This is a genomic window from Bacteroidia bacterium, assembly GCA_019695265.1.
GTDB lineage: Bacteria > Bacteroidota > Bacteroidia > JAIBAJ01 > JAIBAJ01 > JAIBAJ01.
On the sequence record JAIBAJ010000110.1, the window covers coordinates 1 to 11,815 of the forward strand.

The 11,815-nt window shown below is 38.7% G+C and carries 9 protein-coding genes; 5 read left to right on the forward strand and 4 right to left on the reverse strand.

What is annotated here, in order from left to right; translation table 11 throughout:
• Together K1X82_12940 and K1X82_12945 are read left to right on the forward strand one after the other, a co-directional pair.
• Positions 1-657, forward strand: a 657-nt coding sequence (locus K1X82_12940; GenBank protein MBX7183011.1) for a prolyl oligopeptidase family serine peptidase, incomplete at its 5' end; no start/stop codon positions are given.
• A 114-nt stretch (positions 658-771) separates the two neighbouring features.
• Positions 772-2,460 carry a DUF4139 domain-containing protein gene (locus tag K1X82_12945; GenBank protein ID MBX7183012.1) on the forward strand — a complete coding sequence of 563 codons (1,689 nt, stop codon included), beginning with the start codon at positions 772-774 and terminating at the stop codon, positions 2,458-2,460.
• 201 nt (positions 2,461-2,661) lie between these two features.
• On the opposite strand, the gene K1X82_12950 is transcribed toward K1X82_12945, so the two are convergent.
• Positions 2,662-3,207, reverse strand: a complete 546-nt coding sequence (locus tag K1X82_12950; protein ID MBX7183013.1) for a hypothetical protein — start codon at positions 3,205-3,207, stop codon at positions 2,662-2,664.
• Positions 3,208-3,320: 113 nt separating this feature from the next.
• On the opposite strand from K1X82_12950, the gene K1X82_12955 reads away from it, so the two are divergent.
• Both K1X82_12955 and K1X82_12960 read left to right on the forward strand, forming a co-directional pair.
• Positions 3,321-3,977, forward strand: a complete 657-nt coding sequence (locus K1X82_12955; protein MBX7183014.1) for an outer membrane lipoprotein carrier protein LolA — start codon at positions 3,321-3,323, stop codon at positions 3,975-3,977.
• 59 nt (positions 3,978-4,036) lie between these two features.
• Positions 4,037-5,128 (forward strand): LptF/LptG family permease, encoded by a 1,092-nt coding sequence (locus K1X82_12960; protein MBX7183015.1) that lies wholly within the window; start codon positions 4,037-4,039, stop codon positions 5,126-5,128.
• A gap of 254 nt (positions 5,129-5,382) precedes the next feature.
• Here the strand turns inward: K1X82_12960 and dnaK are convergent, their stop codons facing one another.
• Complete coding sequence (dnaK, locus tag K1X82_12965) at positions 5,383-7,287, reverse strand: molecular chaperone DnaK (protein MBX7183016.1); 1,905 nt, start codon at positions 7,285-7,287, stop codon at positions 5,383-5,385.
• Between the two features lie 153 nt (positions 7,288-7,440).
• Between dnaK and K1X82_12970 the strand changes: the two genes are divergently transcribed.
• Positions 7,441-8,739, forward strand: coding sequence for a glycosyltransferase family 4 protein (locus tag K1X82_12970; GenBank protein ID MBX7183017.1), 1,299 nt, complete (start codon positions 7,441-7,443; stop codon positions 8,737-8,739).
• A 353-nt stretch (positions 8,740-9,092) separates the two neighbouring features.
• Here K1X82_12970 and K1X82_12975 read toward each other — a convergent pair whose 3' ends face one another.
• Together K1X82_12975 and K1X82_12980 are read right to left on the reverse strand one after the other, a co-directional pair.
• Complete coding sequence (locus K1X82_12975) at positions 9,093-10,508, reverse strand: sugar transferase (GenBank protein MBX7183018.1); 1,416 nt, start codon at positions 10,506-10,508, stop codon at positions 9,093-9,095.
• A complete protein-coding gene (locus K1X82_12980; protein ID MBX7183019.1) occupies positions 10,505-11,377 on the reverse strand; it encodes a hypothetical protein in 873 nt (290 codons plus the stop codon). The genes K1X82_12975 and K1X82_12980 overlap by 4 nt, the downstream gene beginning before the upstream one ends.
• Between the last annotated feature and the right edge of the window lie 438 nt (positions 11,378-11,815).

An 11,815-nucleotide genomic window follows, 5' to 3' on the forward strand; every position in this document is an offset into this window, starting at 1 on the left:
AAGAAAAAGGATGTGAGCAAGGGCAGGGGAGAGGTAGCTTCAATCAAGGAGATGCTGGATTATATGGTAAGTTACCAAGGGGTGGATACCAAGCAGGTTTTTGTTTCCGGCTTATCGGCAGGAGCAGCGATGGCAGTAGCATTGATGGCTTGTTACCCGGATCGAATTCAAGCAGGGGCCATATTTGCCGGCGCCCCATATAAAGTTGCAAAATCAGCATTTCAAGCTATGTTTGTTATGTGGATACCGCCCAATAAATCGCCTAAACGCTGGGCTAAACGGGTAATGCAGCAAAATCCGGGTTATACCGGACCTTATCCCAAACTAATTGCCGTGCATGGTCGTTTGGATTATGCAGTTAATTTTCATCACAGTTGGGAGTTGGTTCAACAATGGTCGTTTTTACATCATACCGATCCCAAACCTGATAAGATTGAAGATGCATTCGCTCAGGTAAAAGATGTTTGTCGGTTGGGATTTAATAACAGTCAGGGTCAGGAAGTAATGGTATTTTATAAAATCAAGAATTTAAGCCATGCATTGGCTATTGATCCCGGAAACTTACCTAACCAAGGAGGGAAGGTCGCTACCTTCTCTGTTGATAAGAATTTTCATTCTACGTATTGGGTTGCCAAGGATTTTGGATTGGTAAAATAGAATTTAATTAATTGAAAATCAGTATCTAAAATTAATTTTTAGAATTTTTCTTTCTTCTTGTTGTGGAATTATTCGGGAGTTGCATCCCAATGTAAACTAAACGACACTACAGCAATGAAAAACAAATTTCTAACTATCTTTTTGGGTCTTGGACTTTTAACCAATATTTCCGCCAAGGCAAATTCCAAATCAATTCCAACCAAGGTTGACAAGGTGACTATCTTTTTGCAAGGTGCACAGATTTATCACTCGGAAACAGTCCAAATACCTGCCGGTACCTCAGATTTTATTTTTTCCGGAGTTTCACCATTTTTAGATCCTTCTACCTTGTTTTCGAGTGGAAAGGGAGATTTTCTAATCTTAGATACCCGGTTTAATACCCGATATCCTGAACAGATAGAGGCCACTGAAAGGAATCCAATAGAACTTAAGTACCTTCAGCAAATTGAACAGAAAAACGATAGTATTTCAGAAATTGGATATGATTTGAAACTTCTGGAGGCAAAAAAGAGAAATTTGGTAACAGAAAAGAATTTTTTGGAAGCCAATCGCCTTGTAAAAGGTGAAACTAAACGCGATACCTTAAATTTAGTAAAGGATGCCCTGGAATATTACCGCAATAGAATGGCAAATATCGACCAGGAATGGATTAAAGCCAGCAAAGAAGAAGATCGCTTAAACAAACGAAAAAATGCCATTCAACAACGTTTGGAAGTCTTGAACGAATTGGTTCAGAAAGTAAGAAATGGGATACCAAGTGAGGATGTTCAACCGGGATATGAGGTAATTATTACTGTGTCTTCTGAATTGGCACAAAGTGGAACAATAAATTTCAATTATTACACTCAACAAGCTTCATGGCATCCGGAATATGATTTGAAAGCAAGTGGAAGTTCTACTGCCATTCAACTAATTCAGAAGGCCAAAATCCATCAAAACACCGGCCTGGATTGGAAAAATGTTCAACTAACGCTTTCAACAGGTAACCCCGGACTTTCTAATAGTAGACCCTACCTCAATCCGTATTATGTTTATGCCCAGGTTTATGATGAAGTTCAGGTTGCCGGCGCAAGAAAAGAAACCTTGGAAGATGATGACAGACGAAGTTTTCATCCAAGGGCCAAGGCAATGCAAGATATGAAAGTGCCAACAAATACAGGAACTGCAGCCAATATAACTACTAAAATAGTCAATATGATTATGGTCGAATATTCCATTGATACCAAATACTCTATTCCGGCCGATAATCAACAACATACCGTAATAATAAGTAAAAAGGATTTAGATACCCAATTTGAATATTATGCAGTTCCTAAGGTGGATAAAGATGCGTTTTTGCAAGCCAGACTAACCAATTGGGAAGAATTGAATTTGGTTGCAGGTGCTGCCAAAATCTATATGGATGGTTCTTTTGTTGGGCAGTCTTCGATTGATCCTAATACAACTTTAGATACTTTAAATCTGGATCTTGGCCGGGATCGAAGCCTGGTGGTTGACCGCAAAAAAGTAAAAGAGAAAACCAAGGAAAAATTATTGGAAGACAAACGTGTGATTACCCGTTCATTTGCAATAACCTTGAGAAATACAAAAAACACTTCGATTACTATGAATTTGCAAGATCAAATGCCATTATCAAACAACAAAGAAATTGTAGTAGAGGCTTTGGAATTAGATGGAGGGGTAAAAGATGAATACAGCGGCGTAGTAACCTGGGATATAAAACTAAAACCCAAAGAAACCAAGGTTATCAAATTTACCTATAGCGTTAAAGCCCCAAGGGAAGCACAATTGGTGAATTTATAAAATGTGAAAGTGCTGAATACGGATACAAAAGATGTTTAGTCTAATATTGGAGTAGCCTGATTGGACTTTTACAAATTTGCCATCAGAATAAAGAAGAAAGGTCATGAAATTAATTCATGACCTTTCTTCTTCATAGTAGTTTCCCGATCAATAGCAGTGTGATTGATAAATAGTATATTAGATTCGGGTAAAGAGTGAAAATCAAGTACGCCTCTTCTTGGCTGAATTAGCTTTTTTTAATCGATTAAGTTCATGTTTCCCTCTGGCAGTTAACGATGCCGGCGCATCTGGAGGCATGTTGGCTTGAATCATCATTTCTACCTCAGGTATTAGTTCTGGAAATCGCAATGAAATATTAGCCATAACTGTCATGCTAAAAACTCGGACAGCAATAGCTTCCTTTAAGTTTTTAAAAAAACGAAAGCATAGGTCGTACAAAGTTCCACAATGTTCTTCCGGAATATCAATAACAGTAATCATTCTGACTATGTTCCGTTTGACTGTTTCACCGGTATTCGGGTTTTGCAATACCTCAATAAACTTTGGTAAATATGGAAGAAGAAGGTCAGGATGATTTTCAACACAAAAAATCATAGCCCAGGATGATCGTTGTGCTACCCGATAGATAGGTGAGAAAGCTTGTTCAGTTAATTGATGAAATCGATCTATATCTTGTCCAACCCATGTAACCACTTTTAACATGGTTGTTTTGGAATAGTCGGCTAATAAGGTTTCTTTAATATCCATAAATTGATTAGGTTGCAAAGCTAAAATCAGTTGTTAAATTACGGATTTAGGTTTTCAAAATTTTTGGAATGACTTTTGCAAGTCCGAAGTTTTTACTTTTGCATCCTTATCAAATGAAAAATACTATCGCCCTTCTCTTGTTGTTTTTTGGATATCAAACCATGGCTCAACAAGCAGCTTCTCCCGAAAAAGCTAAGAAAATTTTAGATGAAGTTTCTGCTAAAACAAAATCGTATACCACCATTCAAGCAAGTTTTACTTATAGTTTGGAAAACAAACAAAGCAAGGTGAATGAGAAACAGACCGGAACTCTCATTTTAAAGGGACAAAAATTTAGATTAACACTTGCCAATCAAGAGGTTATCAGCGATGGCAAAACCGTGTGGGTTTATATGAAAGAATCCAATGAAGTTCAAATTAAAACGGTTGAGGATTTTAATGCAGAATCGGATATCAATCCAACCAAAATCTTTACCGTTTATGAACAAGGTTTTAAATTCGATTATGTGAAGGAAGCTACCGTAAATGGCAAAAATCTGGCTACTGTTGACCTCTTGCCATTGGATCCAAAAAAGAAAAATTACAGCCGGGTAAGGTTGGAAATTGATAAGGTGTCTAAGCAAATTGTCTCTACCAAATCATTTGGTAAAGATGGAAATACCTATACCTTAACAGTTAGTAAGTTTAGTACGAACCAAGTTTTTGACGACAAACAATTTACCTTCGATAAATCCAAATACCCTGGTGTAGAGGTAGTCGATTTACGATAAGATTAGCTCTTGGTGTTTTTTAAGCTGTCCTGAATTAATTTAGCCGGAATTCCATTCGATTGAGCACTTTTCGCATAACCAAACTTGACCGGTACATTATAGGACAGTTCTTGGTAACCTATTTCTTTGCTATTGCATTGATTGTAGGTATTGCGGTTGTATTTGATGTGTCGGAAAAGCTGGAAGATTTTATCAAACGTAAGCCGGGATTTTTTAAAATTATCTTCGAATATTACATTTATTTCATTCCCTATTTTGCCAATTTATTTAGTTCTCTTTTCATTTTTGTAGCTGTTATCTTCTTCACTTCCCGAATGGCCTACCGAACTGAAATTGTTGCCATTCTAAATTCCGGTATAAGTTTTTGGAGATTTCTTTATCCATATTTTATTGGGGCCACCATCTTAACGGTTATGTCCATCCTGCTTACTAATTTTGTAATTCCTCCTGCAAATAAACACCGTCTTGATTTCGAAGATAAATACATCAATAACCTCCATGTAATGGTAGAACGTGACTACCACCGACAAAGCAGACCGGGAGATTTCGTGTATTTGGAAAGCTATAATCCCGAAACTAAAATAGGAACCCGATTTGCCTTGGAACGAATTAAAAATGGTAAACTGGTTTACAAAATTTCTTCCGAAAATATTAAATGGGACACGCTGAAAAAGCAATGGACCATGGACAAGTATTATGAAAGGTTCTTTACCAAAAATGGAGAAAAAGTATTGGTTGGAAAAAATGGAAAAGCTGATTTTGACTTGCTTCCTGAAGATTTTACCAAACGATTGACCAATATTAAGACCTTAAATTATTGGGAGCTGGATAGGCTTATTGAAAAGGAAAAACTAAAAGGAGGCACCCAACTGGATTTTTATTTAATGGAAAAATATGAACGAATAACCATGCCGTTTGCTGCATTTATTTTAACCGTTATTGGGGTTAGTTTAAGTAGTAGAAAGGTTAGAGGTGGAATTGGTCTTCAAATTGGTTTTGGTTTGGCATTATCGTTTTCTTACATTCTGTTTAGTCAGGTTGCCGGACAATTTGCATTGGCAGGATCTATTCCTATTTGGTTAGGAGTTTGGATTCCCAATTTATTATTTTCTGTTTTGGCCTTGGTTTTGGTTAGGTATGCGCCTAAATAACTACTAAGGTTGAGTTTTGATCGCTCCTTGCCTTGCTTCCTTGAATTTTTTATTCGGTAAGAGAATGCCATTTTGTTTTTGCATTGGTAGGTTTTCAAATCCGGTAATGAATCCAATCTGTTTAAGTGGTTAATAAAAAATCGATGGACTGTTTTTTAGCTGCCCCCCGGTAATGGAAGTTTAGCCTTGCCGAAACTCAAAAAAAAAGGCTGTCACTCACTAGGAGGACAGCCTTTTTGCTGTTTTTACAGGTATTATTTGTCTTTTACTTCTTCAAAATCTACATCAGTAACTTCTGAATCAGCAGTAGAATTAGTATTGCCTGCATTTGGGTTAGGATTAGCCCCTGCGCCTTGAGATGCATTATACATATCTTGAGAAGCGGCTTGCCAAGCTGCATTAATTTTAGTTAAAGCGGCATCAATGCTGGCTAAGTCTTTGCTTTGATGAGCAGCTTTAAGTTCAGTTAAAGCTCCTTCGATAGCGGATTTTTTATCAGCCGGAAGTTTATCACCAAATTCAGTCAATTGCTTTTCTGTTTGGAAAATCATGCCGTCTGCCTGGTTTACTTTTTCAGCTTCTTCTTTGGCTTTGCGGTCTGAATCAGCATTTGCTTCAGCTTCCCTTTTCATTTTCTCAATTTCCTCCTTGCTTAAACCTGAGCTGGCTTCAATTCGGATATTTTGAGATTTTCCGGTAGCTTTATCTTTTGCCGAAACTTGCATAATTCCGTTAGCATCAATGTCAAAACTTACTTCAATTTGTGGTTCTCCACGACGTGCCGGTGGAATACCATCCAGGTGGAAACGACCTATTGTTCTGTTGTCTCTGGCCATTGGACGTTCCCCTTGTAATACATGTATTTCTACCGAAGGCTGGTTGTCGGAAGCTGTGGAGAAAGTTTCAGATTTTTTGGTTGGAATGGTGGTATTGGCTTCAATTAATTTGGTGAAAACTCCGCCCATGGTTTCAATACCTAGTGAAAGTGGAGTTACATCCAACAACAATACATCTTTTACTTCTCCGGTTAAAACTCCACCTTGTATCGCAGCACCAATAGCTACTACTTCATCCGGGTTAACACCTTTGCTAGGTGCCTTTCCAAAGAATTTTTCTACTGCTGTCTGCACTGCAGGTATACGAGTGGAACCTCCAACCAAAATCACTTCATCAATGTCAGAAGTAGAAAGTCCGGCATTGGATAAAGCAGATTTGCAAGGTGCAATGGTACGTTGAATTAAATCATCAACCAATTGCTCAAATTTAGCACGTGATAAACTACGAACCAAGTGTTTCGGAATTCCATCAACCGGCATAATATAAGGTAAGTTAATTTCAGTCGCAGTGCTGCTGGAAAGCTCAATTTTGGCTTTTTCGGCCGCTTCTTTCAAACGTTGCAAGGCCATTGGATCTTTACTTAAATCCAATCCTCCGTTTTCTGCTTTAAATTCTGCAACCAACCAGTCAATAATCTTTTGGTCAAAATCATCTCCTCCTAAGTGGGTATCTCCATCGGTTGATTTTACTTCAAAAACTCCATCGCCTAATTCTAAAACTGACACGTCATGTGTTCCTCCACCGCAGTCGAATACCACAATTTTCATGTCTTTGTCTTTTTTATCTAAACCATAGGCAAGCGCTGCAGCCGTTGGCTCATTAATGATACGCATTACCTTAAGTCCGGCAATTTCTCCTGCTTCTTTGGTGGCTTGACGTTGAGCATCGTTGAAGTAGGCAGGAACTGTAATAACGGCTTGGTTTACTTCGGTACCCAGGTAATCTTCAGCCGTTTTCTTCATTTTTTGAAGGATAATTGCTGAAATTTCTTGAGGGGTGTATTTGCGATCATCAATTTGTACTCGTGGTGTATTGTTGTCGCCTTTCACTACACTGTAAGGAACACGTGGAACCTCTTTTGAAATTTCGTCAAAACTATGTCCCATAAAACGTTTAATGGAATACACTGTCTTGGTGGGATTGGTAATGGCTTGACGTTTTGCCGGATCACCTACTTTGCGCTCCCCATCGTTTACAAATGCCACGATGGATGGCGTTGTTCTACGACCTTCGTTGTTGGCAATTACCACCGGTTCGTTACCTTCCATAACCGAAACACAAGAGTTGGTTGTGCCTAAGTCGATTCCTATAATTTTACTCATTTTTTATAATTTGAAATAATTGCTAATTGAAAATTTTCCTTGGCCTTTCAAGCATTGTGCCGCTTAGAAATTGGCAGGAATTGTCTGACATTTTTTTCAATTTAACCAAATTTTGCTGACAAAAAGGCTGACTTAGTCTTACCTTCGCCGCCCATGTCTAAGCCAAAAGTTCTTGTTATCGCTTATTACTGGCCTCCAGCCGGTGGTGCAGGGGTGCAACGTTGGCTGAAGTTTGTGAAATACCTTCAGGATTTTGGTTGGGAACCGGTAGTGTATACTGCAGAAAATGGCGAAGTACCCGTTATTGATCCTTCCCTCGAAAAGGATGTCCCTCCGAATATCACCATTATCAAACAACCCATTCTGGAGCCTTATAGTTTATATAAACGATTCGTCGGGCAAAAAAAGGAAGAGAAAATCAATGCCGGTTTCTTGTCTGAAAGTAAAAAAAATCCATTGCTCGAAAAAACCAGCGTGTTTATTCGGGGCAATTTGTTTATTCCCGACGCCCGAATGCTCTGGATTAAACCTTCCATCCGCTTTTTAACAGCCTATCTGAAAAACAATCCGGTCGATGTTATTGTCTCCACCGGCCCACCTCATTCCATGCATTTAATTGCCCTCGGACTTAAAAAGGCCTTGGGAATTCCCTGGTTGGCTGATTTTCGCGACCCTTGGACCAATATTGATTACTACGATCAATTGATGCTTACTTCCTGGGCCGATAAAAAACACCGTGCCCTCGAGAAACTGGTTATTCAATCCTGCGACGAACTTCTGGTTATAAGCGAAGGTATGAAACGGGAGTTTTTAAGTTTGGGAGCAAAAAATCCCATCGTTATTACCAATGGATATGATGAAACCGATTTTCCTGCCGGCCACTCTCCATCCGGTAAGTTTAGTTTGAGTCATATTGGTGCCATGAATAAGGACCGAAACGACAAAGCTTTGTGGGATGCCCTGGAAGAACTTTGTGCCGAAAATTCAGAATTTAAAGCTGATTTTATTTTAAAACTAATTGGTAAAAACGATATTGAAGTGAAGCAAAGGTTAGAAAATAGCCCGATTCCGGTTGAATATATTGCCTATTTGCCTCACGAGGAAGTAGTGAAATTTACCATGGATTCGGCCGTTTTATTGCTTCCCTTGAACAATACTCCCAATGCCAAAGATATTTTAACCGGTAAGCTTTTTGAATACCTCGCTGCCTCCCGTCCAATTTTATGCTTAGGTCCGGTAGACGGTGATTGTGCCGCCATTTTGAATAAAACCGGAAATGGTAAAACAGTAAATTTCGGTGATAAAAATGGTATAAAATCGGTGATAATGGAGTATTATTCAAAATTCAAAGAAAATAGCCTGCACGTCAAGGGGCAGGACGTTTCTGATTATTCTCGTCGGGCTTTAACCGGAAAATTAGCCGAGGTTTTAAACAAAGTGGCTTCCAGGTAAATTTTGCCAAATATTTATTGGTTTATCCGGGTTATTAAGTTGGCGGGCCCCCTCCGCCCAAAAATGTTTTGCAAATCCCATTCATCCTGCATTGGGCGTTCGGGTCACGCTATCGGCTGTAGTCCTCGTCCCCCTAGGCTAACGCCGTAGGTGTCCTGTGGGCTACTTGCCTCTATCGTTGCCCGAGGGTGCAAGCCCAATTTGTAGCAAAAGGAACAAGCTTTGCAGGTTGATACTGGATACTACAAATGCCCGGGTTGCACAGTTGAACTGTAGCCCTTTCTTGAAGATTTACCAATGGATATTCCGGTTCATTCCGGTTACTTAACTAATGGGTGTTTTTTATGACATACCTATTTGCCCCTGCCTTGAATAACTGTCAAAATAGTGTAAATCAAAATTTTGATATCCAAGGCTATGCTCATGTTTTCGATGTAGATGATATCGAACTTAAGCCGCTCCACCATTTGTTCTACATTTTCGGCATAACCATATTTTACTTGTCCCCACGAGGTAATACCCGGCTTTACCCGATGCAAGTGATGGTAGTGTGGTGATATTTTTACTATTTGATCAATAAAGTATTGTCGTTCAGGTCTTGGACCAACAATAGACATATCACCAATAAGCACATTATAAAATTGGGGAATCTCATCCAGTCTGGAACGACGAAGGTATTTTCCAATAGGGGTAATTCGCTTGTCGTCTTTGCTGGCTAACTTAGGTCCATCTTTTTCCGCATCCAGATACATGGTCCTGAATTTGAATATTTGAAACGGTTTTCCTTTTAGCCCAATTCTTTCCTGACTAAAAAACACAGGCCCTTTAGAGGATAACTTTACTAATAAGGCTAATATCAGGTAAAGCCACGAAAAGCAAATGAGGGCAAAACAGGAAATACCAATATCAATAATTCGTTTTAAACTTCGCTGCCAGGTGGGCATAACGCTCATATTCACCTCAATGAGCGGTGTTCCGAAAATGTTATTAAGCTTGACACTACCGGCCAATATATCATACATATCAGGTATAACCTTTACCTGTAGCCCAACAAAATCTTCCATCATGGAAAGAATATGCATCAAACTGCTGTGCTCTGAACTTTCAATAGCAATAATAACTTCTTCAATCTGATGGGTTTCAATCACCTCCCGTATTTTATCCAAACCGCCAAAATGCCGGATTCGCTTTTTTAGCATGACTCCGTTTTTATCTTCCACATGAACAAATCCAATGAATTTGTTGCCTGGAGATGGAATGGAGGATTCCATTTCTTCGAAAAGTTTCTCAGCATTGTGATTAGATCCAACCAATAGGGTAGGAAAGCCAATTTCTTTTCGGTGAATACGACGTATGGTAAAGGTTGTAATGATTAACCTAAAGCTATAGGTTAAGCCAAATTGGGCTAAAAATAATACGTAGAAATATTGATAATAGGTCTTAAAAGAAATGATTTCATCGTCCAGGATAAGGAAAAAGAAAATGAGAATTACCCCAATCAAGGTAATAAAAAGGGTTTGACCGAATTCTTTTAACCTGGAACGTCGATAAACATCGGTGTAAGCTCCGGAAATGGCATGTAATAAAGCCCAAAAAAGGGTAACTGCTATGGTTCCCTGAATCAGTGTTTCGTTATAGTCTACCGGTACTTTAACTCCAAACTTCAAACTTTCAACCTCTTTACGGTAGGTATAAAATAGCAACCAAGCTCCGGTAGAAGCAATTAAATCTAAGCTGAAATATTTAATGGCATGAAGCCTGCGGTTCATGGATGGACTATCTTCAAATTGTCGAAATAAGCAGTTATTACCTCCGGAGAACTGCTGTCTCGTAAAATACCAAAATAAATTCTAAAGTCAGCTCCACTGTAATTTTGGAGCTTGGGGGTGAGGTAAATATACACCTTTTTCCAGGAGTCGGTGGGGTTTAATCCACCAATTTCTTCTTGTACTTCTGCAGTTTGCCCTTCGGCATAAATTCCTAGCCTAATATTGTGATTGCTCTTATAATTAAGTTCTAAAAAGACAGGAACAGAGGAACTGGAAGGTAAACTGTAGGCTTGGGTTGTGGCAAATTCAATAAAGGAATGGGAGGCATCAATAACCACTTTTCCGCTGCTGCTGCCTTCAAATACTTCGGAGGCATTAGTTGTTTTAACAATTTGCAATCCTTCTTCTGAAATGGAGGTAGGCTCAAGCATAACACCGGGATTTTCGAAGGCTTCACGATAAGGAAATTCAGTTGAAGAAAAATACGTGGTAGATGGATTAATTAAACAGGTTGAATCTGCTTTTAGGATGGCTGTAGTTGTATAGGCTTTAAAGTTTGGATATTGTACTCGTGTTGAGCTGATTCCATTGGCCTTAATACCTGGGAATACAGATACATTCACTTCGCCTAAAGAAGTAACCGGAACTTTGCATGGCAGTTCAAAAACACCAATCGGATTGTCGTTAACATAAATCCAGGCAGTATTGATACCATGGGAGGCAGAGCCTTGGGTACTGTAATCAGTAGAAAGCAAAAAGGTATCAATTTGAATGTAGCTCGGTTCTTTGGCTTCTTTGTTGCAACTGTATTGCATGCTGATAAGCCAAAGTAAACAAAGCGTTGAAAATCCTTTAAGCAGTAGTTTCATTTTTGGGAGGGCGAAGGTAGGAATAGAATTCATATTGAAATGTTAATTCGGGATAGACCACTTTTGTTTGGAAAGGCTTAATCTGTTTATTTGAATGTTTTGCGGATAAAATTGTTACCTGATTCGTTGCCTTTCCATTTTTGAAAAGCTAAATTTCTAATTATTAATTAAATCAAATATGTTGTGATAAATAATTGACTTACTTTGAGTTAGTACTAAATTAATTAAAATTGGATAAGCCTGAGCTTGCACCCGGGGTAGGGATAGAGGCAGGTAGCCCACAGGAGTTGGCCGACACGAAGGAGGCCAACGACGAGGACTACAGCCTTTAGTTTTGCATTATCAATTTTTAATAAAATTGATAATGGTGATATTGTATTTTCTTTTTGCTACTTTTTCTTTTGTTAATAACCAATAACTTTGTTGAAAAGTCAACAC

Bases quoted from the DNA above. Each gene is read 5' to 3' on its own strand.
- K1X82_12945 (MBX7183012.1), top strand. From the start codon at position 772: ATGAAAAACAAATTTCTAACTATCTTTTTGGGTCTTGGACTTTTAACC.
- K1X82_12950 (MBX7183013.1), bottom strand. From the start codon at position 3,207: ATGGATATTAAAGAAACCTTATTAGCCGACTATTCCAAAACAACCATG.
- K1X82_12955 (MBX7183014.1), top strand. From the start codon at position 3,321: ATGAAAAATACTATCGCCCTTCTCTTGTTGTTTTTTGGATATCAAACC.
- dnaK (MBX7183016.1), bottom strand. From the start codon at position 7,287: ATGAGTAAAATTATAGGAATCGACTTAGGCACAACCAACTCTTGTGTT.
- K1X82_12970 (MBX7183017.1), top strand. From the start codon at position 7,441: ATGTCTAAGCCAAAAGTTCTTGTTATCGCTTATTACTGGCCTCCAGCC.
- K1X82_12975 (MBX7183018.1), bottom strand. From the start codon at position 10,508: ATGAACCGCAGGCTTCATGCCATTAAATATTTCAGCTTAGATTTAATT.
- K1X82_12980 (MBX7183019.1), bottom strand. From the start codon at position 11,377: ATGAAACTACTGCTTAAAGGATTTTCAACGCTTTGTTTACTTTGGCTT.